The organism is Mediterraneibacter agrestimuris (genome assembly GCF_943193195.1).
Taxonomy (GTDB): domain Bacteria; phylum Bacillota; class Clostridia; order Lachnospirales; family Lachnospiraceae; genus Schaedlerella; species Schaedlerella agrestimuris.
Map to the genome: position 1 here is coordinate 16,062 of NZ_CALPDG010000023.1, position 25,805 is coordinate 41,866.

Consider the following 25,805-nt stretch of genomic DNA (forward strand, 5'->3'; position numbering starts at 1 on the left):
AAATGGAAAAGCGTACGGAGATTATTCCAGTACGCTTTTCATATCTTCCGGCAATGGCGCGGTGAATTCCATTTGCTCCCCGGTGATCGGATGAGCAAATCGCAGCGTATGAGAATGCAGCGCCTGACGGCTGATAAATTCCATGTCGGGATTGTATAGATAGTCACCGATCAGCGGAAAGCCGAGATATTTCATATGAATACGAATCTGATGGGTGCGTCCTGTTTCCAGATAAAGGGAGACAAGGCTGTGCCCGTTTTTTTCTTCTATGACTTTATAATGAGTTACGGCGCATTCCCCACGTTCAAAATCTACGGCACGTTCAATGACTGAACCAGGTCTGCGGGAGAGGGGAGCATCGATCGTCCCGGAGGAAGGGGTGACACTGCCTCTTACGATTGCCAGATATTCCCGGTTAACTGTATGTTTATATGCATAAGAAGACAGGATGTTGGAACTGACCATGTGCTTTGCTATAACGGTTATGCCGGATGTGTCCCGGTCCAGCCGGTTGGTGCAGCGGAAAATAAATGGCTTGTTCTGCTGCTGGTAATAGTATGCGCATGCATTTGCCAGTGAATGATGATAGTTGTTCATAGAAGGATGGATTGGCAGCCCGGCAGGCTTATTGACAACAAGGATGTCTTCATCCTCATAGAGAATGTTTAAAGGAATATCTGTGGGCGGTATCTTTTCCGAAACCTGTTCTTCCTGAATCCGAATGACCAGTTCGTCTCCGGCGGACAATGTCTGGGTGAGATAGTACCAGACACCGTTTACCAGTACGCTTTTGTGCATTTTCTTTAGTTCCGTCAGATTTTGACGAGAATAGCCGCGGCGGCGCAAGTATTGTTCAATGCGTAATCCCTCGTCAATTTTTGTGATTTTATAAGTAAGTGTCCGGTTCATAAACTCTCCAAAATATTTTCATAAAAATAGGACAAGTAAATGTCCTATTACACTTATTGATTAATAATAAATTTTAGTTTCTCCGCTGATGGTTTCCTGAATAGACGAGCCTACAGCTTCTTTTGCCTTTGTAATATCTCTTTGCTTGATGGCATCAAGCAGAAGTGCATTTCTCTTATCCATCGGTTCCAATCCATACAGTTTAAAATATCGTTCCAGCAGCATGACATTTGGAATCTTGAATGAGGAAAATAAAATCGGCAGCAGGATATTTCCTGAAAATACAGTGAGCAGATGATCAAATTCATACATCAGCTCTGCCCATTCCCGGGGGAGTGTCTTTTCTTGAAATGCCATGTAGACAATCTGTAATTCCTGAAGGTTTTCCCCTGTCATAACGGGAACCGCCCGTTCCAGTGCGTAGTCCATGCAGATTCGCCGTATGTCCAGTACAGAGTGAATGTAATCCTCGGTAATACTGCCGTTTTTCATAATTGCAATTAGAATATCAACCGTGCTATGTTTCTTATAGTCTGCAACGTAAGTTCCCTGCCGGGGAATGATATTCAAAAATCCGCGGTTCGCCAGATCCACGATTCCATCATTGACTACAGAGCGGGAAATCTGCATCTGTCTGGCGAGGTCACGCTCAGGCGGGAGCTTTTCACCGATGGAAAGCTCTCCGGAAAGTATCATGGATTCAATTTCTGTAACAAATAACTCCTTTAATGTCGGGGAACTGATTTTCTTAAATTCCATAGGCGGCTCCTTTCGCTGCTTTATGTAAATCATTTTAAGTGAGGGTGAATGAAAATGCAAGTGATATAAAAATTATTAATTATACAAATTAGACAAAAAGGGCATGATGTATTTATGCAAATAGTAAAAAAGTTGAAAATCCAGACACCTGTCGTTAATGTAAAAAACAGAAATCAAGTACAATACGGGAGAAGGGATGATTCCATGGAAATCTTAAATTTATTACCTAGCAAAGAACGAGAATATGTAAAAAAAGTGTTTTCTGGCTGTCCGCAGGAAATCAAAGATATGATGAGGCTGTTGGAAGTTGAAAAGGACTGTAATTTTATCTATGCAGGTACTCCCTGCAGATATGTGTATCTGCTTTTGAAGGGAAAGGCTGCCGGGATTGATATGCAGATTCAGGGCAAGACATACAGATTCAAAGAATTTCACCCAGGAAGATTTTTGGGAGAATTTGAATGTATTGCTGATATACCAAACTATTCTATTCAAAAGTCGGCTATCATGCCTTTGGAAACAAAAAACTCCCGGCAGTAGTCACGGATAAGGTCGGCGTATTGTCCCGGCGGGATTTCCCTTGGGATGGCAAGCACGAACCTCCGGGCAAGCTGGGAGTTCCATTGTTTTTCCTGCGCTTCGGCAGAGTTCCATAAAGTGTTGCGGTCTGCATACTCCGGCGGCGCATGGGGCGGGAGCAGGATTTCTTTGTGGGTGACTTCGTTCTTGTAGGGATAGTATTTCTGTTGCTGGTCGTATTCAGAGAACAGTCTCTCGCCGCTCTGGTAGGCGGCGGCAGAAACAGCGGATTCATTGTTGCTCCGCTTGATGATGGTGATTTTACAGTGCGGGCATGGCAAGTGTACGCCCTCCTTCCTCCCGGATTCCGGGCATAGAAAAAGCAGGATACCTTTTCAGATTTCCTGCTTGGGTGTGCCGCTGGTAAGCGGAAGATATTTAGTTTTTTGATGGCCTGTCAATTCGACAAACCGGAAGTTGTCTATTATCTGATACAGGCTTTGGCAGTATAGGATTCAATGTCAATCTTAACCACATTTACTGCACTTGCCATCTTATCGTTGATCTCATGTTCTTCTCCAGTCTGTACTTTCATAAGAACACTAAGTGCTTTACATTTTTCTTTTATGTCCTCAATCATTATTGCTTTACCTCGACACATAACGCTCTCATACGCTGCTCCATATTTGCAAGGCATATCCGCTGTAATAAGCGATTCACCTCTGTCAATTTCTACAAATACATTCCTGTTTTCTTTGAGGCACTCCAGTTTGTGTCCTTCTTTCGCACAATGCACATAAAATGTCAGCTTCCCCTTTTCCATTTGATAGCCATAATGCAATGGTACAATATAAGGAAATTCACCGTCAAACATTCCCAAATGCATATATCTTGTTGACGCAATAATTTTCTCGATTCTATCAATGTTGGTAATCTCTCTATCTTTTCTTCGCATAGTTTCTTTTCTCCTATCAATCCTGATTTGTCGCTGGCTCTATTATACAGCTTTAACTTGCTAAATGGAATACGCTTTCTGAAAAGATTTCCGGGTGGCAAATCCACAAAGGGGTAGTGATTACAGGGAAACTGCGGAAAAGGCAGCGAAAGCTTTTCATTTCATTGCCGCAAAAGAGGGGGTGATCCACTCCGACAGACAGGCAGAATATGTGCGTGCAATTGCATTTGATCTGTTGAACGAAGAGGAAAAGAAACAGGCTGCAGGAAAACTGAATCAGATGGTTGTGGATAACGATTACTACTTGAATACGGGATTTCTCTCTACTCCGGCATTGTGTAAAGTGCTGACAGAATATGATTATACAGAGACCGCTTATCGTCTCTTGCTGCAGGAAACCATGCCGGGATGGCTTTATGCTGTAAAGAAAGGTGCGACAACCATCTGGGAGAACTGGGACGGCATTAATGAAAAAGGAGAAGTGAAAGCCTCTCTGAATCATTATTCATATGGAGCTGTATGCGGCTGGCTCTTTTCCGATGTCTGTGGTATCCGATTAGTAAACGGACAGGTGCAGATCAATCCTCACCCGCATCCACTGTTGGAACATGTGGAAGCAAGCTACCAGTCTCCGGTGGGTAAGATTGTGAGCGGATGGGTGTATGAGAATGGAATTGTCAGATATCATGTGGAAATTCCTGCAAATGTGCGGGCGGAAGTAGTTCTGCCGGATGGCAGAAGTGAAATTGTCGGAGCTGGAGTGTGGAAATTTTAAAAACAGAAAAAGAAGATGCTGTCACAGGAAACAGATGGCATCTTCTTTTTTACCCTTATGGTTTCTTGAACGTCAATATCTTTTACAAATTCATCTAAAGTCATATCAAAATAATCACTTAACATAACTAACTGTTGAAAAGCGGGATATGATTGACCTGCCGGAAACTCTTACATTATGGATGGTTGGATCTGGTTGAACCAGATATATACAAGCAAAAATATAAAGCTCAGGCAAAAAGAGAAGATTATGTTAAATATTTGGCAAAAAGGAATTGACGAATTTATTAAAAAAGAATAAACTTGAAATATAACAGTTCCGAAAATATCTTGGTTCAACCAAGAAAAGACAAAAGAGAATATGAGAAATTGGAGCTTGCATGAAGAAAAATAAGAGGAAAGGAAGTGGAGAAATGGCAGAAGAAAGAACGTTAATTCTAAAGCTTGGACAGATGATCACAGACCGAATCGGTGTAAAGGTCACCGTCAACGATCCGGAGTATTGGGGACTGGCAGAAGTTCTTACAGATGAGATGGCGGAGGTCTGTCTTGCAATGAAGGTGCGTAAGCCAATGACTCTGGAAGAAATCGCGAAAAAGAGCGGCAAGGATATGAAACGTGTGGAAGAGCTTTTGCAGGAGATGTCCGTCATTGGTATGATCGAGTATAACTGGGAGAATGCAGATCATCATAAACAGTATGTACTGCCGATGTTTGTACCGGGATGTGCAGAATTTATGATGATGAATGAGAAGCAGGTGGAGGAACACCCGATCATTGCAGATTTCTTCGAGAATATGTCCCGTCTGCCTCTGGAAAAGGTGACGCCGATGGTGCCTCTTGGAGGTTCTGGAATCGGCATGCACGTCATTCCGGTAGAGAAGGCTATTCCGGCGCAGCAGCAGTCGGCAAGTGTAGAGCACATTTCACACTGGCTGAAAAAGTATCAGGATAAATACGCAGTAGGCGCATGTTCCTGCCGCCGTCAACAGAGAGTGCGAGGAGAAGGCTGCGGAGAGATTGAAGGAGATCTGTGTATTGGTGTAGGAGATATGGCAGATTATCTGGTGGAGACGAATAAGGGAAGATACATTGACTTTGATGAAGTGATGGAAATCCTGGAACGCTCTGAGGAAAATGGATTCGTACACCAGATTACAAATATTGACGGTGAGGATAAGATTTTTGCAATCTGCAACTGTGCTCCGGGAGTCTGTAATGGTCTGCGTACTTCACAGCTCTTTAATACGCCGAACATGTCCCGTTCTGCATACCGTGCACATGTGGAGAAAGACAAATGTGTTGCCTGCGGACAGTGCGTAGAGGTTTGTCCGGTAGGCGCGGCAAAGCTGGGGCAGAAGCTTTGTACAAAGAACGGTGAGATTCAGTATCCCAAGGCGCTTCTTCCGGACACAGAGAAATGGGGACCGGATAAGTGGGACAGAAATTACCGTGACAGTGCCAAGATTAACTGCTATGATACTGGAACTGCTCCGTGTAAGACGGCATGTCCGGCACATCTTCCGGTACAGGGATATGTGAAGATGGCGGGAGAAGGCAGATACATGGAAGCTCTGAAGCTGATCAAGCATGAGAATCCATTCCCTGCAGTCTGCGGTGCGATCTGCAACAGACGCTGTGAGGACGCATGTACAAGAGGAACCATTGATCAGGCAGTGGCAATAGATGAGATCAAGAAGTTTATTGCTGAACAGGAGTTAAAAGCGGAGAATCGTTACATACCGAAGTGCGAGAATCATGTGGGCGAGATGTTTGAACAGAAGATCGCGGTCATCGGAGCGGGACCGGCAGGAATGTCGGCGGCATACTATTTGAGGACTAAGGGATATCCGGTAACTATTTTTGAGAAAGAATCCAGAGCCGGAGGTATGCTGATGAATGGCATTCCGTCTTATCGTTTGGAAAAGGACATCATCGAAGCAGAGATTGATGTACTTCGTGCAATGGGAATCGAGTTCCGATACAATGTGGAGATTGGCAAAGATATTACGATCCAAAAGCTCCGCGATCAGGGATATAAAGCATTTTATTTGGCGATCGGCGCACAGGGTGGTCGTATGGCGGACATTCCGGGGGAAGATGGCGAAGGTGTTGTGACCGGAGTGGAGTTTCTTAAAAATGTTAATCTGAATGAAGCGGAAGCGAAAGTGGAAGGACGCAGTATTGTCATCGGCGGAGGTAACGTGGCGATCGATGTGGCAAGAACCGCACTTCGTGCGGGCTCCGGCGAGGTATCTATGGTTGTTCTGGAGACGAGAGAAGAGATGCCGGCGGCAAAGGACGAGATTTTAGAGGCGGAAGAGGAAGGCATTCAGATACGGAATAGTTGGGGACCGAAGGAAATCCTGCTGGAGAATAGGAAAGTCAAAGGCATCGTCCTGAAGAAGTGTGTTTCTGTGTTTGATGAGAATCATCGTTTCCGTCCGGTTTATGATGAGAATGACTGTATCACTCTGGAATGTGAAAATGTATTCCTATCTATAGGGCAGAGTATTCAGTGGGGAAATCTTTTGGAAGGTACGGCTGTGGAATTGAACCCTAACCAAACGGTGAAGGCAGATCCTGTGACCTATCAGACCGCAGATCCGGACATCTTCGCAGGAGGAGATATTTATACCGGACCGAAGTTTGCAATTGATGCGATCGCAGCGGGAAAGGAAGGTTGCGTATCAATTCATCGTTTTGTACATGAAGGTCATTCCCTGACACTGGCAAGAGATTTGCGGAAATTTGTTGAATTAAATAAAAACAATTTGGATATCGAAGAATTTGACAATGCAAAACGTCAGATTCCGGGTAAAAAAGCAGGAGTGGCTGCACAGACATTCCGTGATCTGCGCTCAACATTTACAGAAGAACAGATTCGCACCGAGGCGAAAAGATGTCTTGGCTGCGGAGCGACTGTTGTAGATGAGAATAAATGTATCGGCTGTGGACTGTGTACCACACGGTGTGAATTTGATGCGATCCATTTAAGCCGAGACCTGCCGGAGGCAAGCCGGATGCGGCCTGCGGAGGATAAACTGAAAGGTATCCTTCCATATGCTGCAAAACGGGCGATCAAGATTAAGCTAAACAAGAAGAAATAAAAAGCAATTCTGATAAAAAATGAATTGTTATGAAAAGTAACAGTTCAGCGTAGGACTTTGCACTTGCTGTAAAGTCCGTAAAAAAGCGTGATGGAAAAAAGAATCCGCCCTTTCACCGTAGGTGAATTTAAAATAGGGCGGATTCAGTAACAGTGCAGCTGGAAGACTGAACTGTTACTATTAAAGAAAGAAGATCCAACGGAGGATATACAGATGCATGAACTTGGAATCATCGTACATATTAACAAAGCATTGCACGGTATTGCAGAAGAGAACCAGCTGTCCAAGATTGGTTCCGTGACATTGGAAATCGGTGAAGTCAGTACGATTGTTCCAGAGTATCTTATGGACTGCTGGGCGTATTACCGGAAGAAGTTCCCGCTGATCGAAGAGGCAGAACTGAAATACGAAATGCTCTCGGCAGTGACCTATTGTGAAGACTGCAGCCAGACCTATCCCACGGTGCAGTACGGGCGAGAGTGTCCTTACTGCCACAGTGGGAAGACTTATCTGGCAGCAGGTGATGAGTGTAATATTAAAGAGATAGAAGCACAGTAGTTACAAGTTTTTCTAAAGAAATGAGGAGGCATTTTTATGTTATTTCATGTGTATGGCGGAAACGCCTTGTATCAGTGGATTGCAATGCTGGGAGTATTGCTCGGATTGATTTTGTTAAATGAAGCCGCAAGAAGAACGAAACAGGGCGGAATTGTAATGTTTTTTGTAATTCCGGTTGTTCTGACTATCTATTTCATTGCCATTGCGGTATCAGCAGGAGCAGGCAAAGAATGGGCGCTGAACAATCAGACCTATCAGTATATGAACGGCTGGTTTCACTATGCGAAGCTATACGCTTCACTGGCGGGCTGTATCGGATTCATGATGATTAAATACGAATGGGGGATCGGTAAGAAGCACTGGTTCAAAGCATTTCCGTTTGCGATCGTGGCGATCAATATCCTGATTGCAGTTGCCAGTGATTTTGAATCTGCGGTCAATGGCTGGTACAGATGGTGGCTGTCTTCCGAGGACGTATGGCTGTATGGCGGCTGGCACAATGTATTCAATGGTCTTGCGGGAATTATCAATATTTTCTGTATGACAGGCTGGTGGGCAGTTTATTCATCTAAAGATAAGAAAGATATGATCTGGCCGGATATGATCTGGGTATATATCATTGTATATGATGTATGGAACTTCGCTTATACATACAATTGTCTGCCGACCCATTCATGGTTCTGCGGAATCGCGCTTCTGCTGGCTCCGACAATCGCGGCGCTGTTATGGAACAAGGGCGGCTGGATCATGAACCGTGCAAATACACTGTGTATCTGGTGTATGTTCGCGCAGGTATTTCCACTCTTCCAAGAGACATTGTCCGATGGGACACAGATGTTCCCGTGGGCAACACTTCCGGTTCTGTATAAGGACGGAACTTTAAACGGAATTGCGGCAGGCGGTAATGCAAATGCAAATCCGACTATGATGACAGTAGTTAGTGTTCTCGCGCTGATCGTAAATGTAGCAGCATTGATCTACATCATCAGAACGGCAATGAAGACAAAGACAAATCCATATAAGGGAGAAATCTTTACAGAATTCAAGTACTACAAAGATGCAGCAGCAAGAGCTGAGATCAAATAATTAAATGAAGTTGTAAGTTAATTGTTTTTGAATTTGATTCTTGACATTGGAGCTGAAATGGCTGAAAATAGGAGATGGTGTGATTAGTGTGCAAAATTCCATCGCCAAGGGTGATTTTGCATGGATCTTTGCACGTTACTGCGAACAGAGTGAACAGTAAAAATAAATTGGATTGGGTAAAGGAGAATTGGAATATGAGGATCGGAATTGGGAATGACCATTCAGCACTTGAATTAAAAGCAGAGATTATTGAATTGTTAGAGAAACGAGGTCATGAAGTTGTCGATTATGGGACTAAAACTACAGAGAGTTGTGATTACCCAATTTATGGTGAAAAAGTGGGCAGAGCGGTAGTAAGCGGAGAGGTAGAGAAGGGAATCCTTATCTGTGGAACCGGTCTTGGAATTTCTCTCGCAGCCAATAAAGTTCCGGGAGTTCGGGCAGCAGTCTGCAGCGATCCGTTTACGGCAAAGATGTCCAGAGCACACAACGATTGTAATATCCTCGCATTTGGTGCGCGTGTGGTTGGCGCAGAACTTGCGAAGATGATCGTAGAGACTTGGCTGGACACAGAATTTGAAGGCGGACGCCACCAGAGAAGAGTGGATTTGATTATGGGCGTGGAGAAGAGAGAAATTGATAAGTAATTTGTCAGCAAAATAGATCAGACAGAATGACGGAGCTGATAGAATTTTACGGAAGAACTAAAAATATAGTAAAACAGCCCGAAGGGACATCAAAAACTTAGCATTGTTCTGATTGTCTCTTCGAGCTGTTTTTTGCTGTCATGGATAAAATGTTTAGCCGAGTTTGTTCAGTTTTTATAAGGCTGCCAATAGATCCTCTAACACCTCATCTACGGAATCGGTGACGTAAGTTGAATAATAGGAAATACCCGGGGCAGCGTTAGACATGGCATAGCTTGTACCGACAAACTGCAGCATTTCCACGTCATTATACTGGTCGCCGAAAGCCATACATTCTTCTGGCTTGATATTCAGTTTCTGGATCAATTTCTCTAAAGCGGTTCCCTTATTTGTGCCCGGAGCAATAAAATCAATCCAGATATTGCCGGAAGTAACTACCTTGATTTCAGCGCCGAATATATTCTGCAGATGTTTCAGATACTTGTCAATGATATGAGGTCCGTCGTTCATATTACAAATGGCAATTTTCAGAATTGGACCGCCTACAGTACGAATATCATCTACAATCTGTGTTGTGTTTTTCATGACATTTACAATATGATTGACAAAAGCCGGGTCATTATTTTCGATAAAACAGGAATCTTCACGAGAGATGACAATCTCAAAATCAGGATTCTTTTTTATTTCGCTGACAATTCTTTCCGCCAGTTCAGGATCAATGACGGAACGGCTGATAACCTTGCCGTTGTGGACACAGACGGAGCCGTTCTCTGCAATGTAAGAAATCTCATCCTTAATTTGCTCAAAAACACGTATTTCGTTGTCATATTGCCTGCCGCTTGCCGCTACAAAACAGATGCCTTTCTGCACAAGCTGGTGAATCAAATTGATGGAACGGGGGCTTAATTGCTGCGCTCCGTCCTGAAGCAGGGTACCGTCTAAATCACTTGCAATTAATTTAATCATATATAATCACTGCCTTTCTTTGTAAAATATTTAAAAATCGTTTACCTCCGTTGAGGTTCTGTTTATTAATGTATATGTGCATGTTATCTGCATTCTGTTCAAAAGCTTCCTATATATTAGCGTAAAAAAGAATATTTGTATAGTCTGCCTTGAAAATATTTGTGCTACATTATAATAATATTGTTGTTATTTCTAAAAATATTAAATATATTGTTAAATCTATTACAAGATATTAAAAAAACACACTTATTTTTGAGGAGAAAATATTGTATTTGAAAAACAATGAGAATATAATAGGAATGATTTATTTTTAATGTAAAAGACAAAAGGAGATAACAACATGGGAAAATATTTTGGAACAGACGGTTTTCGCGGAGAAGCAAATACAGTGTTGACAGTAGAGCATGCATTCAAAGTGGGACGTTTCCTTGGATGGTATTTCGGACGTGATCACAAGGCGAGAATCGTTATCGGCAAAGATACAAGACGAAGCAGTTATATGTTTGAGGATGCCCTCTCAGCAGGACTTACAGCATCCGGCGCAGATGCATATCTGCTTCATGTTACGACAACTCCGAGTGTATCCTATGTGGTAAGAACAGAAGATTTTGACTGTGGTATTATGATTTCTGCAAGTCATAATCCATATTATGATAATGGTATTAAGGTGATCAACAGCAAAGGACATAAGCTGGAAGCCGAGATTGAAACGCAGATTGAGGCATATATCGACGGTGATGCACCTGAGATTCCGCTGGCAACAAGGGACAATATCGGACGGACTGTTGATTATGCAGCGGGAAGAAATCGTTATATCGGTCATTTAATCTCCCTGGCAACTCGTTCATTCAAAGATATAAGAGTTGGTCTGGACTGTGCAAACGGAAGTTCTTCCAGTGTTGCAAAAAGCGTTTTTGATGCGCTTGGAGCGAAGACCTATGTAATCAGCAATGAGCCGGACGGAACAAATATCAATACGAACTGCGGCTCTACACATATCGGACAGCTGCAGGCTTTTGTCAAAGAGAAGAAGCTGGATGTGGGATTTGCCTATGATGGTGATGCAGACCGCTGTATCGCAGTGGATGAGAATGGCAATGTTGTAGACGGGGACTTAATTCTTTATGTTTGTGGGAAATATCTGATGGAAGAGGGCAAACTTGCCGGAAATACGATAGTTACAACAGTTATGTCTAATCTTGGGCTGTACAAAGCATGTGATAAGATTGGTATGAAGTATGAGCAAACCGCAGTGGGAGACAAATATGTCTATGAAAATATGCTCCAGAACGGATTTATTCTTGGCGGTGAGCAGTCAGGACATATCATTTTCAGCAAGCATGCAAGAACCGGAGACGGTATTCTGACTTCTTTGATGATTATGGAAGTTATCATGGAGAAAAAACAGTCGCTTAGCAAACTTTGTGAAGAAGTGAAGATTTATCCGCAGCTTCTGAAAAATGTCCGTGTGACAGACAAGAAAACAGCACGGGAAAATCCGGCAGTGCAGGCAGCAGTGGAAGAGACGGCTAAGGCACTGGGCGGGGATGGAAGAATTCTGGTTCGCGAGAGTGGAACAGAGCCAGTTATCCGTGTTATGGTGGAAGCCGCCACAGATGAGATGTGCAAGGAATATGTTGACCATGTCATTAAAGTCATTGAAGAGCAGGGACTGACAGCATAAGGTTGGACAGTTTGTCGGATTTATGAGTTGGAATATGATAAAAATGGGCATTGTTACGATTTTTTTAGAATAGTCAGAGAATTTTTTGACCTTTTGATAAATATGCGTTATAATACCTTTTGTAGCAAGAAACGAACATGGAAAAATATCAGGTACGGGGTATTTGGTTGATCTTTTAGGAGGGAATGAGTTCATGGCAACTAAGAGAGTAGCAAAAAAAGCTGCAGCAAAAGTGACAGCAACAAAGAATGTAAAGACAGCAGAAGTTAAGACAGCAGAAATAAAACCGGAAAAGGTTGAAATAAAAAAAGAAGTAAAGGAAACTCCGAAGGCGATTGAAACAAAGAAAGATACAACAAAGGCAATCGAGACAAAGGCAGCAGTTCTTGTAGAAGAAACGGCAGCTAAAAAAGAGGAGAAGACAACAGCGAAGAAGATAGCAGCGAAGAAGCCGGCAGCTAAAAAGACAACAACAAAGAAGGCGGAAGTGAAGACAGAGATGTTCTTACAGTTTGACGGAAAAGAATATACAGAGTCAGAGATTTTCCAGAAGGTAAAAGAAGTCTGGACAAAGGTTCTTAAGAACAAAGTAGGCGATATGAAGACTGTACAGATTTATCTGAAGCCAGAGGAATCAGCTGCTTATTATGTAGTAAATGGTGATACAACAGGTAAGGTTGACTTGTAATTACACATTAGTAAATGAAAAAGTAATCCGGTGCTGCCGGATTCTTTTTTTCGCGAACCATAATATAATGGAACGGAATTATGGTATAATGGGGCTGTAAATAATGAAAGTAGGTGTGAATATGTACGAACGGGAAGTATTACAATTGCAAAAAATGATAGATGAGAGCTGCCGGATTGTATTTTTTGGCGGTGCAGGTGTATCCACAGAAAGTAATATCCCGGATTTTAGGAGCGCTGACGGGCTTTATCACCAGTCCTATAAATATTCTCCGGAACAGGTAGTAAGCCACAGTTTCTTTATGCACCATACAGAAGCATTTTATGAGTTTTATAAGGACAAGATGATGATATTGGACGCGAAGCCGAATCCGGCGCATCTGAAACTGGCAGAGCTGGAACAGTCAGGAAAGCTTACCGCGGTTGTCACTCAAAATATTGATGGACTTCATCAGGCGGCGGGAAGCAGGAACGTTTATGAACTGCATGGAAGCATTATGCGCAATTACTGTATGGACTGTGGGGAATTTTATGACGCAGAATATGTAAAGTATTCCGATGGGATTGCACGCTGTAAGAAATGCGGCGGCATCATTAAGCCTGATGTGGTTCTTTATGAAGAAGGTCTGGACAATGCCACGATTCAAGGTGCAGTACAGGCGATCGGCGAAGCAGATATGCTGATCATCGGCGGGACGTCGCTTGTTGTTTATCCGGCAGCAGGGTTTGTTGACTATTTTCAGGGAAAATATCTGGTGCTGATCAACAAGTCGGAAACCAGCCGAAGAGTCCGCGCCAGCCTTACTATCTCTGCACCGATAGGCAAGGTTTTGGGACAGATAAAAGTAGAATAAATCGTTCCTGTGCACAGCAGTAGGCTGTGCACAGGAACGATAAATATTCAGGATACTTCTTATGGAGTTTAATATTTATCCTAATTAATCCCGATATAATTTTGATCCCATCCACCCTTGAATATGCTGGAACATTTTTTCATCCGGCTCAAATATAATGCAAGTCAGTTTTTGGTCGATCGGCATCATCAGTGAATAGGTTCTTGCATCTGGATTTCCAGAAGAAAAATCATAAGTCTTTTCTGGTTTATAGGAGTTCAGTCTTGATGATCTGGAAGGCGCTATAATTTCAGCCTGCTGGATATCGAAAGAAAGCTGGCGTTTCCTTTTAGACTGGCTGTAAATTGCGTCAACATCCATATCATGGTTAAGAATCACATATTCATATTCTACATTCAGGCGCGGAAAAACAAAGTAAAAAGCAAGTATTCCCAATAAAACTGCAACGAAAACAGCAAGAAATCCGATAAGCGGCATTCCGAAAAAAGCGACTGCTATTATGACAAATATAACAAGAAAACGGATTACCATATCCATCGGTTTTGATTTACGGGTTACCAGTTGTTCATAATATGCATCATTCATAATGTGATGTCCTTTCTGTTTGTAAATAATTTAACACCATGACGGCAATCTTAAATGTCATGGCATCTTCAAAATGCCGCAGATCCAGACCGGTCTGCTTTTCCACCTGTTCTAAGCGGTAGATCAGTGTATTCCGGTGCATATGAAGCTGACGTGCGGTTTCGGCAATGTTGAGATTATTCTGCAGGAAACGGTCAATGATTGTTGTCATTTCCTCATCCAGTGTATCGGGAACTTCGGGACCAAATACTTCAGTCAGGAAATCCTTGCAGATATTGTGCGGGAGACGGTAGATCAGCCGTCCGATCCCCAGCTTATTATATGCAAAGACATTTTCCCCGAAGGTAAACAGTCTTCCGACCTTCAATGCGAGACTGGTCTCCTGGAATGCGCCGGCAAGTTCCTGAAGCTGATAAAAAATCCTGCTGTACGCAACCTGTACCGAGACAAGGGCTTCCATGTTCAGCGTATCCACAATCGCATGGGCTGCCTGCTGTATTTCTTCATCCGTATCATCCGCATGCATTGGCTTGAGAATGACGAGAGTATTTTCCGTGACCGGCACAAGATAGGTTTTGGTCTGGGAGGGGAAGAGATGCTTCAAAATCTCTGTCATCGTTTCATCCATTCCGCCGGGAACGTGCAGCAGGTATAGAACTCTTGGTTCCTCAGCGGAGATGTGAAGACGCCCGGCACGCTCATTGATATCGTATGACGGTGCTGAATCTGTCATCAGACTTAACAAAAACTGGGTTTTATTATATTTTTCTTTATAAGCGGTGATCAGACACCGAATCTGGTTCAGCGCTGCCTCTTCCTCACTGGAGGAACATGCAGAGAGGCAAAGTTCGATTCCGGTAATACGCTTCAGTTCTTTTAGAGCAGCTTTAAGCTGCGGCTGATATTCCATAACAAGTCCTCATTTCCGGTTAAATTGCCGTTTTGTTATGCAGCAAAAGCTATATGCTTTCTTACAGTCAGCGCAATAAATGCGCAGACCTGAGCTTAGTAAACAGTAACTAAAAAGGGACTGCACCTGTGAAAAGTACAGCCCCCGTGCCTCGCATATGCTTAGCTGTTAAGTTTATTTTATATGACTAGTTAGTAATAGTCAACTCTGTTTCTTTATCAAACAGGTGAATTCTGCTCATATCCAGAGCGAATGTAGCGTCATCGCCGGTTCTCAGAGTTGTACGTGGATTAACACGTGCTGTCATCTGAGTTCCTTCAACATCGAAGTACAAGAATACTTCTGCACCGAGCAGCTCGTATACTTTAATCTTGGAAGTGATTACGCTGCTTGCATTTGCTGCGATGAAGTCAGGATCATCATGTACATCCTCCGGACGGATACCAAGAACAACTGTCTTGCCGTTATAATTGCCGTCGATCAGAGCTTGCTTCTTCTCAGCCGGAACTGTCAGAGTATGTTTGCCGATTTTCAGTGTAACATCATTGCCAGCTACATTAACAACTGCATCCATAAAGTTCATCTGCGGAGATCCGATGAATCCTGCTACGAACAGGTTGCAAGGTGTATTGTAAAGGTTCTGAGGTGTATCTACCTGCTGAACAACACCGTCCTTCATAACAACGATTCTTGTTCCGAGTGTCATAGCCTCTGTCTGGTCATGTGTTACATAGATGATTGTAGCACCAAGATTCTCATGCAGCTTGGAAATTTCGATACGCATCTGAACACGCAGCTTAGCATCCAGGTTGGAGAGCGGCTCATCCATTAAGAATACCTTCGGGTTACGAACGATCGCACGTCCCATGGCAACACGCTGTCTCTGTCCGCCGGAAAGAGCCTTCGGCTTACGGTCAAGTAGTTTGTCAAGGTCAAGGATCTTAGCTGCCTCGCGAACCTTCTTGTCGATCTCATCCTTCGGTACTTTACGAAGCTTCAGACCGAATGCCATGTTATCATATACTGTCATATGCGGATACAGAGCGTAGTTCTGGAATACCATTGCGATATCACGGTCCTTCGGCTCTACATCGTTCATCACCTTACCATCGATTTCAAGAGTACCGCCGGAGATGTCTTCCAGACCTGCGATCATACGAAGTGTAGTAGATTTACCACAACCTGACGGTCCTACGAAGATGATAAATTCTTTGTCATCAATTTCCAGGTTAAAATCTTTTACTGCGTGAAATCCGTTAGGATACTTTTTGTCAATACCTCTTAAAGATAAACTTGCCATTTTAAATAGCCTCCTTGTGAAAATATATTTCGTTTGTTTCTGAAACTAAGTATAGCCAAAGATAGAGAAATGAACAATGTCACGAGTAACCAAAAAAATAAAAAATTAGTGTACATTTTAACCAGATTTCTTATAATAGAGAATAAGAGGACGTACAAATGTGATAAGAGAAAGGGAAAACGATGGAGAATGCATATGTACTTCAACTTCTGGAATCTAAGTTTAAAGAATTTCATTTATGCTTCTGCGGATATGCGGAGTGTGAGCCGTTTCACAGCTATGGTCCGGCAAGCAGACCGAATTATATCATACATTATATATTAGAAGGGAAAGGAAGCTATCAGGTAGGAGAGCAGAAATATTATCTGAAAAAGGGACAAGGCTTTTTGATCGAGCCGGAGAGCCTGACATTTTATCAGGCAGACGGACAGGAGCCATGGAAATATCTGTGGATCGGATTCGGGGGAACGGGGGCTGCGAAGCTGATACAGGACATAGGGCTGAACAGTAAACAGTTAGTGTTTCAGTGTGATTCCGGTGAGGAGCTTAAGCAGATTGTATTTTCTATGTTAAAGCATACAAAGTCAAGTACTTCAAATGTGTACTATCTGCAAGGCAGACTTTTTGATATCTTTTCTGTTTTGACAAGGGACAGCATTGTGGATTTGTTTGAAGAGACAAGAAAAAAGAGTGCGTATGTGCAGGAGGCGATTATTTACATACGCAATCATTATTCAGAAGGAATCAGTGTTGCGGATGTTGCAGAAGCATTAAATGTGAACCGAAGTTATCTGTATACTGTATTTAAGGAAAGTCTGGAACTGTCGCCTAAGGAGTTTCTTACAAAATTCCGGATTTCACGTGCGAAGGAACAGTTGTCGCTAACAGAACAGTCGGTGGAATATATCTCCTGTTCTTGCGGGTATAGAAGTGCGCTTGTATTTACAAAGGCTTTTAAGCAGGAAGTTGGGATGACACCGTCGCAGTTCCGGAAAAAGGAACGGTCGGAAGCAAGGGAGAGTCTGACAGCCGCTAAGGAAGAATTGGAATTGATCGGGGATGCGAGAACATGCAAAATGATAGATGGATAATTAAAATCTAACATTTTGCATGTTTTTTATAACAAAATAATCTAACGCAGGAAATGATGATAAGGATATACTATCATTCATAGAGAAGGAATCAATGATAATAATGGAGGCGGGAGTTTATGGCGAAGATTACCTTTCATGAGGAAACAAAAACATTTCATCTTTATAATAGAGACATTAGTTATATTATAAGTATTATGGAAAACGGGCACTTGGAACAACTATATTATGGAAAACGCATACATGACAAGGCGGATTTCTCCTATCTTGCGGAAAGATGCAGCCGTCCGATGACATCATATATCTATGAGGGGGACAGAACCTTTTCTTTGGAGCATATCCGGCAGGAATATCCAGTATATGGCTCGACAGATTACCGGCATCCGGCAGTGGAAGTATTGCAGGAGAACGGAAGCCGGATTATGGACTTTCAATATGAGGGACATGAAATCAGCAGCGGCAAGCCAAGACTCTCCGGTCTTCCTGCCACTTATACAGAGTCAGATGAGGAAGCAGAAACACTTGTGATACAGTTGAGAGATGGAGTGACAGGTGTGCGATTGGAACTGCTTTATACGATATTTTCAGAGGGCGGCGTGATTGCCAGAAGCGCGCGTTTTAGAAATGACGGAGGCAGGGCAGTACATCTTTTGACGGCGATGAGTCTGAGTCTTGACCTTCCGGATAAGGAATATGTATGGATGCAGTTTTCAGGTGCATGGGCGAGAGAACGTCATATTAAAAACCGAGTGTTGGAACAGGGAATTGTAGCAATTGACAGTCTGCGCGGCAATTCATCACACGAACACAATCCGTTCATGGTGCTGAGACGTCCGAATGCAGCAGAGGATGTGGGGGAAGTAATTGGCTTTAGTTTGGTGTACAGCGGTAACTTCCGTATTCAGGCAGAGGTGGATACCCATGACGTGACAAGAGTTACGGTGGGTATCAGTCCGGAAGGCTTTGACTGGAAACTAGATGCAGGCGAAATATTTCAGACGCCGGAAGCTGTCATGGTATATTCTTCGGACGGACTGAACGGTATGAGCCGCACCTTCCACCATCTTTACAGAAAACGTCTTGCAAGGGGATATTGGAGAGACCGTGTAAGGCCGATCTTGAATAATAACTGGGAAGCAACGTATTTTGATTTCACTCAGGACAAGCTGATAGAGATTGCAAAGAAGGCGAAAGAATGTGGTGTGGAGTTGTTTGTGCTGGATGATGGATGGTTTGGGGCAAGAAGCAATGACCATGCAGGACTTGGAGACTGGGCAGCAAATAAGGAGCGGCTCCCTTATGGAATTTCCGGGCTGTCGGAAGCAATTGAAAATCTGGGTATGGGATTTGGTCTGTGGTTCGAGCCGGAAATGGTGAATAAGGATTCAGATTTGTACAGAGCTCACCCTGACTGGATACTCAAGACTCCTGAACGCAGTGTTTCTCATGGAAGGCATCAGTATGTATTAGACTTCTCACGGAAAGAAGTGGTAGACTGTATCTATGGAATGATGTACAAGATTCTGTCGGAATCAAAGATTTCTTATATTAAATGGGATATGAACCGAAGCATTACGGAGTGTTACTCGGCGGCGCTGCCTGCTGACCGGCAGGGAGAAGTGTTCCACCGGTATATACTTGGCGTATATGATTTGTATGAGCGTCTGATAAGTGCATTTCCGAAAATATTATTTGAGTCTTGTGCAAGCGGAGGCGGAAGATTTGATCCCGGAATCCTTTACTATGCGCCGCAAGGCTGGGCGAGTGATGATTCAGACGCGGTAGAGCGTTTGAAGATTCAGTACGGAACTTCCATGTGCTATCCCATCAGCAGTATCGGGAGCCATGTTTCAGTCATACCGAACCATCAGGTATTTCGTAACACTCCGCTGCATACACGGGCAAATGTCGCATATTTCGGAACATTTGGCTATGAACTGGATTTGAATAAGCTGACGGATGAGGAGCTTTTGGAAGTGAAAGACCAGATCGCGTTTATGAAGGAGTACAGAGAGATCCTTCAGTTTGGAGATTTTTATCGCCTGAAAAGTCCATTTGAGGGAAATGAAACAGTATGGATGACAGTCAGTGAGGATAAGAAAACGGCGGTAGTTGGTTGGTACAGGGTGCTTAACGGCGTGAATCTGCCGTACAGCAGAGTCCGGCTGCAGGGTTTAAATCCAGATGTGGTTTATGAGAACTTGCTGGACGGCACAGAGCATTACGGAGATGAACTTATGCATGTTGGCTTGATAACGAGTGACGGCATGGCAGGACAATTGGAAGGTGATGCAGAGAGGATCACAGATTTTGAGTCGCGGATTTATCTGTTGAAGGAAAAAACGGTATGCTGATATGCACTGAATTTTGGTGGGAGAATGTGGAGGAACATTGTTGTGAAGGAACAAAATAATTTGGGAGTCAGGACAGGATTGATGTTGTTGGGGATTCTGTTGATTGGTCTGTGTGTGGCATTTTTTCGTATTGCAGGATTTGGAGTAGATCCGTTCACATGTATGAATCTTGGGATCAGCAGTTTTATCGGCTGGCTGTTTGGGACATGGCAGCTGGCTGCAAATACAATGATTTTGGTTGTTGTATTTTTCACGGTCCGTAATTGTATCGGTTTGGGAACGATCATCAACATGGTTTTTGTAGGGTATATTGCAGATGGTGTCTGCTGGCTGGTGCAGGATGTTCTGAAGGCTGAACCGGGAATACTGCTCCGTATCGTTTCACTGACTGTTGCAATGCTGTTTGCTTCTGTCGGGGTCGCACTGTATATGAAAGCTGATATGGGGATCGCACCGTATGACAGCGTGGCAGTCATGATCGAAAAAGCAACGAAGAAGATTCCATTCCATATCGGAAGAGTGATTTCAGATATAACGGTCATAGTCATCGGAGTAATGTTCTGTTTATTGGCGGGAAAAAGTATATGGACTGTAATTGGCGCGGGTACTGTTTGTAATGCATTGTTTAATGGTCCGCTGATTCAATTTTTTCGTAGTAAGATTGACCAGATGCTATCGCAATTGTGATGGAAGACATTGAAACACAGTGTGCTTATAAGCTGTTATAAGTAATTCTAAAGAGTTCTGTTGTCAGGAAAGTTTGACTTCCCTGTGCGAAAAGCGTAATATATTCATATATAAAAGTACGAAAGCTGTCCACGAATATGATTGTTTCAAAAGTGGACAGCTTTTCAGACTAAGGAGGGAAAGATATGAAAAAGAAAGTATTAGCATTACTCATGAGTACAGCAATGATTGTCAGTCTCCTTGCAGGATGCGGCGCTCCGGCAGCAGCAGATCCGAAAGAGACTGAGGATGAAGGTACAAAGAAAGAAGAGACTGTAGAAGGCATTCCGGCAGATGAGATCAAGATTGGATTTGTTCATGTATCTGACGCAAGCGATATGGGATATACATACAATCATGATCTTGGAACAAAGGAAATGCAGAAAGCACTGAACATTAGTGATGACCAGATTGTGAATAAGTTTAACGTGCCGGAGGGCGCAGAGTGTGATACTGCATTGAGAGAACTGGTAGATGCAGGCTGTAATATCATCTTTGCTACGAGCTTTGGTTTTGAAGATTATGTAAAGGAAGTTGCTGCTGAGTATCCAGAGGTTCAGTTCTGCCATGCTACAGGTTATCAGGCAGTAGATTCTGGTCTGGATAATATGCACAACTATTTTGCTTCTATTTATGAGGCGCGTTACCTTGCAGGAATCGCAGCAGGCATGAAGACAGAGTCCAATAAGCTGGGATATGTTGCTGCGTTCCCATTTGCAGAGGTTATCAGCGGATATACAGCATTCTATCTTGGAGCTAAGAGTGTGAATCCGGATGTGACTATGGATATTATGTACACCAATTCATGGAATGACCCAACTGTTGAGTCACAGGTTGCGAAGGCATTGATCGAGCGCGGATGTGATGTGGTTTCCCAGCACTCCGATTCTACTGCTCCGGCAACAACAGCAGAGGACAATGGTGTATGGCAGGTTGGTTACAACAATGATATGATTGAGGCAGCTCCGAAAGCATCTCTGATCTCCGCAAGAATTGACTGGGGCATTTATGTGACCGAGGCTGTAAAAGCTATGATCGATGGAACAGAGATTCCGGTGGACTGGTGCAAAGGACTTGCAGACGAAGCAGTTTATCTGTCACCATTGAATGCAGATATCGCAGCAGACGGAACACAGGAAGCAATTGATGAAGCAAAAGAAAAACTAATCTCTGGCGATCTTCATGTATTTGCCGGACCGCTTAACGGAAAGAGTCCGGAAGGCGAGGCAATTGAGGTTGCAGAGGGTGAATATTATCACGAGCAGGAAGAGGCTTCTGCTCCGTCATGGTGCTACATTGTTGAAGGATGTAATGTAGTAGAATAACAGTAACAGTTCAGCCTTTCAGCGGGACTGTTACGAATAATATCATATTGAATTTTTATTGAATAGAGAAAGTGCATTGGGAGCGGTCTGAAAAGACGGCTCCCAATTTGTTTATTTCTTGCGAAATATGGGATTCTCTGGTACGATAGATATAAGAAGGAATGATTAAATTTGGCGAAAGAGGGTGAAGACTTGGGCGAGACGGAAAAACTAGCAATTAAAATGAATAAGATTACTAAGACATTCGGCAAGGTGGTTGCGAATAAGGACGTAAATCTTGAGCTGCGCGAAGGAGAAATACTGGCGCTTCTCGGAGAGAACGGAAGTGGAAAGACAACATTGATGAACATGTTGTCGGGAATCTATTTTCCAGATCATGGTGAGATTTATGTACATGGCAAAGAGGTGACGATCCGTTCCCCGAAATATGCGTTTTCTCTCGGCATCGGTATGATTCATCAGCATTTTAAACTGGTGGACGTGCTGACGGCTGCGGAGAACATAATATTGGGATTGGACGGCAAGGTGACGGTCAACCGAAAAGAAGTGAATAAAAAGGTGTCTGAACTGGCGCAGAAGTACGGCTTTGATCTGGATCCGACCAAGAAGATTTATAACATGGCAGTATCCGAGAAGCAGACGGTAGAGATTTTGAAGGTGCTGTACCGAGGCGCGGATATTTTGATCTTGGATGAGCCGACGGCGGTTCTGACTCCCCAGGAGACAGATAAGCTGTTTAATGTGCTCCGGAATATGAAGGAGGACGGCAAATCCATTATCATCATTACACATAAGCTGAATGAGGTTATGGCAATTTCCGACCGGGTTGCGATTTTGAGAAAGGGAGAATACATAGGCGTTGTCAATACGCCGGAGACAGATCAGGCACAGCTTACAGAGATGATGGTCGGAAGACCCATCAGTCTGAAGATCGACCGTCCGGAAGTAGAAGAGAAGGAGGAGCGTCTTCAGGTTATCGGACTGACATGCTTAAACGGAGAGGGCGTGAAAGCGCTGGATAATGTTTCCTTTACTGCTTATGGCGGTGAGATTCTTGGTGTTGCAGGAATCGCAGGAAGCGGGCAGAAGGAACTGTGTGAGGCGATCGCAGGTCTGTATCCATCAATCGGCGGTTCTGTATTGTATTCTGTAGAACATGAGGGAACATATATTAAAGAACGTATTCTGGGACTCAAACCAGATGAGATTTCCAGAAAGGGAATTGCCATGGCATATGTGCCGGAGGACCGTCTTGGAATGGGGCTTGTTGCAGGTATGGATATGACAGATAACGTGATGCTTAGAAGCTATAAGGAGAACAAGGGTATTTTTGTAGACCGTAAGGCTCCGAAGGCATTGTCGGAGAAGCTGATCGAGGAATTGGAAATTGTTACACCGGGAGTGGGAACTCCGGTAGGACGTCTTTCGGGAGGTAATGTACAGAAGGTGCTTCTGGGCAGGGAAATTGCCTGCAGTCCATCCGTCCTGATTGTGGCATATCCGGTTCGCGGGCTGGATATCAATTCTTCTTACAGAATCTATGATCTGTTAAATGAACAGAAGAAAAAAGGTGTTGCCGTTATTTTTATCGGAGAAGACCTGGACGTGTTGATGGAAATTTCAGACCGGCTGATGGTGCTGTGCGGCGGTAAAGTCAGCGGTATCGTGGATCCGAAGGAAGTTACCAAGGAAGAGATCGGTCTGATGATGATTCATGTAGATAATCAGGCGGCAGATGATGTGAGTGGGGAGGTGGACGTATGAGCGTACAGAAAGTAAAAGTGAAAGAACCGCTTTTGCGCATGGCGAAGCGCGATACCATGTCCAATCAAAAGTCATGGACTGTCCGGGGAATTGCATTTTTACTGTCACTTATTACCGGAGGACTTGTGATCCTGGCATTGGGACACAATCCGATAGCGGTATATAAGTCTATGGTTGTGGGTGCGTGGGGATCTCCTACAGTTATTCGTGAAACGGTAAAGATTGCAGTACCGCTGTTAATCACGGCAATCGGTATTTCCTTTGCATTTAAGATGAAGTTCTGGAATATCGGGGGCGAGGGACAGATCATCGTCGGTGCGGTAGCCGCCGGATATTTCGGACTGTTTACGGCGCATATTCTGCCGAAGCTCCCATTAGTGATCCTGATGCTGTTAGCCGGTATGTTGGCGGGAGGACTTTACGGACTGCTTCCGGCGCTCTGTAAAGCAAAATGGGGTACAAATGAGACATTGTTTACATTGATGCTGAACTATATTGCGCTGGCATTTGTCAAATATCTGATGAACGGACCGTGGAAAGCTCCGGGCAGCAGTTTTCCGAAAATTGCGATGCTGGCTCCGGGAGCGCGTCTGACGAAGGTGTTCGGCGTGCACTGGGGATGGATTCTCGCATTGGTGCTGGTTGTTGTTTCCTCTGTATATTTATCAAAGACAAAACAGGGATACGAAATAGCTGTTGTCGGAGAAAGTAATAACACCGCGCGCTATGCCGGAATTAATGTCAGCAAGGTATTCATCCGGACTATGTTTATATCCGGCGCGCTTTGCGGATTGGTTGGTATGCTGCAGTTTTCCGGCGCGGATTATACGATCACAGAAGGAATTGCAGGCGGCGTTGGATTTACTGCTATCACCGTTGCATGGCTGGCAAAGATGAATCCGTATGGAATGTTGGTTGTATCCGTATTTATCGCAATGCTGGAGCGAGGATCTAATGCGATCCAGACACAGTTCAAGATTCCGGCGTCTGCGTCAGAGCTGTTGATAGGAATTATTTTGTTCTTCATGCTGGGATGCGAATTCTTCATTTCTTACCGGCTGATCGTACGGGGAAAGGAGGAAACTCATGCTTAGTACGTTGAATAGTTTGTTTATTGCGGCAGTTCTTGCCGGTACTCCGCTGCTCCTTGGAGCGTTGGGAGAAATCCTGACAGAGAAGTCGGGTAACCTGAACCTTGGTGTAGAAGGTATGATGTTTATGGGCGCCATAACCGGACTTGCAGGTTCTTATTACTATGAGCAGGGAGTGATGGCTTCCGGCGGTTCACCAAATGGAGTTTTGTCCGCCATGATCGCATTGATCTGTTCCTTCCTTGCAGGTACGCTTGGAGCATTGATCTACAGTTTCCTGACGATCACACTCCGGGCAAATCAGAATGTAACCGGTTTGACGCTGACCATTTTTGGTACTGGCTTCGGTAACTTTTTCGGCGAATATATCGGACAGAAGGCAGGCGGTTATGTGGCAGTCGGAGATGCGACAAAGGCGGCGTTTACCAATTTGAAGATTCCGGTATTGTCAGAGATTCCTGTACTGGGCAAATTATTGTTTCAGTATAATTGGCTTGTATATTTTGCAATTATTCTGGCAGTTGCTATGACATGGTTTTTTAACAAATCTCGTGTGGGACTGAATCTGCGTGCGGTTGGCGAAAGTCCGGCGACAGCGGATGCCGCGGGAATTGATATTACCAGATACAAATATATTGCAACGGTTATCGGAGGCGGTATCTGTGGAATCGGCGGAATGTATATGAGTATGGTAACGACCAAGGGTGTGTGGGTACATGGCTGTGTCAGCGGTTATGGCTGGCTGGCAGTTGCGCTTGTTATTTTTGCAACATGGAGCCCGGCGCGCGGAATGCTCGTGGCACTTGTATTCGGTGGTCTGACGATTATGCGTATGTATGTAAATATCCCAGGACTTCCGGCGCAGATATATGATATGCTGCCATATGTGGCAACGATACTTGTACTGATCATTACAAGTATGCGGGAGAGTAAGGAACATGCACAGCCGAAGAGCTGCGGAATTAATTACTTCCGTGAGGAAAGATAGAAACGATTGTTCTTGAATAATTCAATAAGAGATACCCGAGTGACTTTTCAGAATGAGAAATGCCTCGGGTATTTTTTATGATAAATAAAATAAAAGAAGATAAAATAAGTGGGATAAGTATAGCAGACTATACTTGCGGTACAGAAGAAAGGGACATATAATA

The 25,805-nt window shown here is 43.8% G+C and carries 23 protein-coding genes and 1 pseudogene; 16 read left to right on the forward strand and 8 right to left on the reverse strand.

From position 1 onward, the window contains the following. Positions 1-21: 21 nt before the first annotated feature. Both NFS18_RS11635 and NFS18_RS11640 read right to left on the reverse strand, forming a co-directional pair. A complete protein-coding gene (locus tag NFS18_RS11635) occupies positions 22-909 on the reverse strand; it encodes an RluA family pseudouridine synthase (protein WP_251390282.1) in 888 nt (295 codons plus the stop codon). 60 nt (positions 910-969) lie between these two features. Beyond that, positions 970-1,668, reverse strand: a complete 699-nt coding sequence (locus NFS18_RS11640; RefSeq protein WP_251390284.1) for a FadR/GntR family transcriptional regulator — start codon at positions 1,666-1,668, stop codon at positions 970-972. Positions 1,669-1,872: 204 nt separating this feature from the next. Between NFS18_RS11640 and NFS18_RS11645 the strand changes: the two genes are divergently transcribed. Continuing rightward, positions 1,873-2,208 (forward strand): cyclic nucleotide-binding domain-containing protein, encoded by a 336-nt coding sequence (locus NFS18_RS11645; RefSeq protein ID WP_251390286.1) that lies wholly within the window; start codon positions 1,873-1,875, stop codon positions 2,206-2,208. Here the strand turns inward: NFS18_RS11645 and NFS18_RS11650 are convergent. Further along, positions 2,163-2,528 (reverse strand): annotated as a pseudogene (locus tag NFS18_RS11650) (MobA/MobL family protein); the annotation flags it as partial. The gene NFS18_RS11645 and the pseudogene NFS18_RS11650 overlap by 46 nt on opposite strands. Positions 2,529-2,671: 143 nt before the next feature. Beyond that, positions 2,672-3,142, reverse strand: coding sequence for a pyridoxamine 5'-phosphate oxidase family protein (locus tag NFS18_RS11655; protein WP_251390288.1), 471 nt, complete (start codon positions 3,140-3,142; stop codon positions 2,672-2,674). A 94-nt stretch (positions 3,143-3,236) separates the two neighbouring features. On the opposite strand from NFS18_RS11655, the gene NFS18_RS11660 reads away from it, so the two are divergent. The 5 genes from NFS18_RS11660 to rpiB all read left to right on the forward strand — a co-directional run bounded on the left by NFS18_RS11660 (position 3,237) and on the right by rpiB (position 9,317). Next, the gene (locus tag NFS18_RS11660) at positions 3,237-3,917 is read left to right on the forward strand and encodes an alpha-L-rhamnosidase-related protein (protein WP_251390290.1); all 681 of its coding nucleotides are present in this window, start codon (positions 3,237-3,239) and stop codon (positions 3,915-3,917) included. A 412-nt stretch (positions 3,918-4,329) separates the two neighbouring features. Next, positions 4,330-7,026, forward strand: coding sequence for an FAD-dependent oxidoreductase (locus NFS18_RS11665; protein WP_251390292.1), 2,697 nt, complete (start codon positions 4,330-4,332; stop codon positions 7,024-7,026). A gap of 213 nt (positions 7,027-7,239) precedes the next feature. After that, positions 7,240-7,584 carry a hydrogenase maturation nickel metallochaperone HypA gene (locus tag NFS18_RS11670; RefSeq protein WP_251390294.1) on the forward strand — a complete coding sequence of 115 codons (345 nt, stop codon included), beginning with the start codon at positions 7,240-7,242 and terminating at the stop codon, positions 7,582-7,584. Between the two features lie 36 nt (positions 7,585-7,620). Next, on the forward strand, positions 7,621-8,670 hold the full coding sequence (locus tag NFS18_RS11675; RefSeq protein ID WP_251390296.1) for a DUF5692 family protein: 1,050 nt from the start codon (positions 7,621-7,623) through the stop codon (positions 8,668-8,670). 194 nt (positions 8,671-8,864) lie between these two features. Further along, a complete protein-coding gene (gene rpiB / locus NFS18_RS11680; RefSeq protein WP_251390298.1) occupies positions 8,865-9,317 on the forward strand; it encodes a ribose 5-phosphate isomerase B in 453 nt (150 codons plus the stop codon). A 174-nt stretch (positions 9,318-9,491) separates the two neighbouring features. Here rpiB and NFS18_RS11685 read toward each other — a convergent pair whose 3' ends face one another. Then, the gene (locus NFS18_RS11685; RefSeq protein ID WP_251390300.1) at positions 9,492-10,283 is read right to left on the reverse strand and encodes an HAD family hydrolase; all 792 of its coding nucleotides are present in this window, start codon (positions 10,281-10,283) and stop codon (positions 9,492-9,494) included. Positions 10,284-10,623: 340 nt separating this feature from the next. Between NFS18_RS11685 and glmM the strand changes: the two genes are divergently transcribed. The 3 genes from glmM (at position 10,624) to NFS18_RS11700 (ending at position 13,508) form a co-directional block, all read left to right on the forward strand. Then, entirely contained in the window at positions 10,624-11,967 is a 1,344-nt protein-coding gene (gene glmM / locus NFS18_RS11690; RefSeq protein WP_251390302.1) for a phosphoglucosamine mutase, read from the forward strand. Positions 11,968-12,160: 193 nt separating this feature from the next. Further along, positions 12,161-12,655, forward strand: coding sequence for a DUF6465 family protein (locus NFS18_RS11695; protein WP_251390304.1), 495 nt, complete (start codon positions 12,161-12,163; stop codon positions 12,653-12,655). Positions 12,656-12,776: 121 nt separating this feature from the next. After that, entirely contained in the window at positions 12,777-13,508 is a 732-nt protein-coding gene (locus NFS18_RS11700) for an NAD-dependent protein deacylase (protein ID WP_251390350.1), read from the forward strand. 84 nt (positions 13,509-13,592) lie between these two features. On the opposite strand, the gene NFS18_RS11705 is transcribed toward NFS18_RS11700, so the two are convergent. The 3 genes from NFS18_RS11705 to NFS18_RS11715 form a co-directional block, all read right to left on the reverse strand. After that, the gene (locus NFS18_RS11705) at positions 13,593-14,093 is read right to left on the reverse strand and encodes a DUF6106 family protein (protein WP_251390306.1); all 501 of its coding nucleotides are present in this window, start codon (positions 14,091-14,093) and stop codon (positions 13,593-13,595) included. Then, positions 14,086-15,003 carry a PucR family transcriptional regulator gene (locus tag NFS18_RS11710; RefSeq protein WP_251390308.1) on the reverse strand — a complete coding sequence of 306 codons (918 nt, stop codon included), beginning with the start codon at positions 15,001-15,003 and terminating at the stop codon, positions 14,086-14,088. Before NFS18_RS11710 ends, NFS18_RS11705 begins: the two co-directional genes overlap by 8 nt. Before the next feature lie 187 nt (positions 15,004-15,190). Continuing rightward, the gene (locus NFS18_RS11715; protein WP_251390310.1) at positions 15,191-16,303 is read right to left on the reverse strand and encodes an ABC transporter ATP-binding protein; all 1,113 of its coding nucleotides are present in this window, start codon (positions 16,301-16,303) and stop codon (positions 15,191-15,193) included. 182 nt (positions 16,304-16,485) lie between these two features. Between NFS18_RS11715 and NFS18_RS11720 the strand changes: the two genes are divergently transcribed. The 7 genes from NFS18_RS11720 (at position 16,486) to NFS18_RS11750 (ending at position 25,642) form a co-directional block, all read left to right on the forward strand. Then, entirely contained in the window at positions 16,486-17,394 is a 909-nt protein-coding gene (locus NFS18_RS11720) for an AraC family transcriptional regulator (protein ID WP_251390312.1), read from the forward strand. A gap of 119 nt (positions 17,395-17,513) precedes the next feature. Continuing rightward, on the forward strand, positions 17,514-19,748 hold the full coding sequence (locus tag NFS18_RS11725; protein ID WP_251390314.1) for an alpha-galactosidase: 2,235 nt from the start codon (positions 17,514-17,516) through the stop codon (positions 19,746-19,748). 42 nt (positions 19,749-19,790) lie between these two features. Continuing rightward, the gene (locus NFS18_RS11730; protein ID WP_331477671.1) at positions 19,791-20,435 is read left to right on the forward strand and encodes a YczE/YyaS/YitT family protein; all 645 of its coding nucleotides are present in this window, start codon (positions 19,791-19,793) and stop codon (positions 20,433-20,435) included. Between the two features lie 185 nt (positions 20,436-20,620). Then, positions 20,621-21,799 carry a BMP family ABC transporter substrate-binding protein gene (locus tag NFS18_RS11735; RefSeq protein ID WP_251390316.1) on the forward strand — a complete coding sequence of 393 codons (1,179 nt, stop codon included), beginning with the start codon at positions 20,621-20,623 and terminating at the stop codon, positions 21,797-21,799. Between the two features lie 222 nt (positions 21,800-22,021). After that, positions 22,022-23,563, forward strand: coding sequence for an ABC transporter ATP-binding protein (locus NFS18_RS11740; RefSeq protein ID WP_251390354.1), 1,542 nt, complete (start codon positions 22,022-22,024; stop codon positions 23,561-23,563). Further along, entirely contained in the window at positions 23,560-24,657 is a 1,098-nt protein-coding gene (locus NFS18_RS11745; RefSeq protein WP_251390318.1) for an ABC transporter permease, read from the forward strand. The genes NFS18_RS11740 and NFS18_RS11745 overlap by 4 nt, the downstream gene beginning before the upstream one ends. Beyond that, positions 24,650-25,642 carry an ABC transporter permease gene (locus NFS18_RS11750; RefSeq protein WP_251390320.1) on the forward strand — a complete coding sequence of 331 codons (993 nt, stop codon included), beginning with the start codon at positions 24,650-24,652 and terminating at the stop codon, positions 25,640-25,642. Before NFS18_RS11745 ends, NFS18_RS11750 begins: the two co-directional genes overlap by 8 nt. Positions 25,643-25,805 lie beyond the last annotated feature (163 nt).

What these genes read in the sequence shown, in the direction of transcription:
- NFS18_RS11635 (WP_251390282.1), bottom strand. Translation starts at nt 909, where the DNA reads ATGAACCGGACACTTACTTATAAAATCACAAAAATTGACGAGGGATTA.
- NFS18_RS11640 (WP_251390284.1), bottom strand. Translation starts at nt 1,668, where the DNA reads ATGGAATTTAAGAAAATCAGTTCCCCGACATTAAAGGAGTTATTTGTT.
- NFS18_RS11645 (WP_251390286.1), top strand. Translation starts at nt 1,873, where the DNA reads ATGGAAATCTTAAATTTATTACCTAGCAAAGAACGAGAATATGTAAAA.
- NFS18_RS11655 (WP_251390288.1), bottom strand. Translation starts at nt 3,142, where the DNA reads ATGCGAAGAAAAGATAGAGAGATTACCAACATTGATAGAATCGAGAAA.
- NFS18_RS11665 (WP_251390292.1), top strand. Translation starts at nt 4,330, where the DNA reads ATGGCAGAAGAAAGAACGTTAATTCTAAAGCTTGGACAGATGATCACA.
- NFS18_RS11670 (WP_251390294.1), top strand. Translation starts at nt 7,240, where the DNA reads ATGCATGAACTTGGAATCATCGTACATATTAACAAAGCATTGCACGGT.
- NFS18_RS11675 (WP_251390296.1), top strand. Translation starts at nt 7,621, where the DNA reads ATGTTATTTCATGTGTATGGCGGAAACGCCTTGTATCAGTGGATTGCA.
- rpiB (WP_251390298.1), top strand. Translation starts at nt 8,865, where the DNA reads ATGAGGATCGGAATTGGGAATGACCATTCAGCACTTGAATTAAAAGCA.
- NFS18_RS11685 (WP_251390300.1), bottom strand. Translation starts at nt 10,283, where the DNA reads ATGATTAAATTAATTGCAAGTGATTTAGACGGTACCCTGCTTCAGGAC.
- glmM (WP_251390302.1), top strand. Translation starts at nt 10,624, where the DNA reads ATGGGAAAATATTTTGGAACAGACGGTTTTCGCGGAGAAGCAAATACA.
- NFS18_RS11695 (WP_251390304.1), top strand. Translation starts at nt 12,161, where the DNA reads ATGGCAACTAAGAGAGTAGCAAAAAAAGCTGCAGCAAAAGTGACAGCA.
- NFS18_RS11700 (WP_251390350.1), top strand. Translation starts at nt 12,777, where the DNA reads ATGTACGAACGGGAAGTATTACAATTGCAAAAAATGATAGATGAGAGC.
- NFS18_RS11705 (WP_251390306.1), bottom strand. Translation starts at nt 14,093, where the DNA reads ATGAATGATGCATATTATGAACAACTGGTAACCCGTAAATCAAAACCG.
- NFS18_RS11710 (WP_251390308.1), bottom strand. Translation starts at nt 15,003, where the DNA reads ATGGAATATCAGCCGCAGCTTAAAGCTGCTCTAAAAGAACTGAAGCGT.
- NFS18_RS11715 (WP_251390310.1), bottom strand. Translation starts at nt 16,303, where the DNA reads ATGGCAAGTTTATCTTTAAGAGGTATTGACAAAAAGTATCCTAACGGA.
- NFS18_RS11720 (WP_251390312.1), top strand. Translation starts at nt 16,486, where the DNA reads ATGGAGAATGCATATGTACTTCAACTTCTGGAATCTAAGTTTAAAGAA.
- NFS18_RS11725 (WP_251390314.1), top strand. Translation starts at nt 17,514, where the DNA reads ATGGCGAAGATTACCTTTCATGAGGAAACAAAAACATTTCATCTTTAT.
- NFS18_RS11735 (WP_251390316.1), top strand. Translation starts at nt 20,621, where the DNA reads ATGAAAAAGAAAGTATTAGCATTACTCATGAGTACAGCAATGATTGTC.
- NFS18_RS11740 (WP_251390354.1), top strand. Translation starts at nt 22,022, where the DNA reads ATGAATAAGATTACTAAGACATTCGGCAAGGTGGTTGCGAATAAGGAC.
- NFS18_RS11745 (WP_251390318.1), top strand. Translation starts at nt 23,560, where the DNA reads ATGAGCGTACAGAAAGTAAAAGTGAAAGAACCGCTTTTGCGCATGGCG.
- NFS18_RS11750 (WP_251390320.1), top strand. Translation starts at nt 24,650, where the DNA reads ATGCTTAGTACGTTGAATAGTTTGTTTATTGCGGCAGTTCTTGCCGGT.